The following is a 224-nucleotide window of genomic DNA, read 5'->3' as shown; positions in this document are numbered from 1 at the left end:
CAGGGATTAACCACGTGGCGCATACTATTCACTTTCACGGCCTGGATTTGACACCAGCGGTTGACGGTGTGCCTTCGCTGCCGGTTGACCCTGTGCTGGAACATAAAGCTTTTACCTACGAATTGACTCCACAATACGAAGGCTCTTTTTTGGGTCATTGCCATGTGGACAGTTTTAATCATATCCTGGCCGGTATGTATTTCCCAATTATTATCCATCAGGAC

The 224-nt window shown here is 47.3% G+C and carries 1 protein-coding gene; it reads left to right on the top strand.

The window, feature by feature from the left end; genetic code table 11:
- Positions 1–14 precede the first annotated feature (14 nt).
- Positions 15–224, top strand: a 210-nt coding sequence (locus MST27_RS22390) for a multicopper oxidase domain-containing protein (RefSeq protein ID WP_243608028.1), incomplete at its 3' end; no start/stop codon positions are given.

It is taken from the genome of Stutzerimonas marianensis (assembly GCF_022810315.1).
In the GTDB taxonomy this organism is placed as follows: Bacteria; Pseudomonadota; Gammaproteobacteria; order Pseudomonadales; family Pseudomonadaceae; genus Stutzerimonas; species Stutzerimonas marianensis.
The sequence above is the reverse complement of the archived record's forward strand: the minus strand, read 5'-3'. Positions and strand labels throughout refer to the sequence as shown.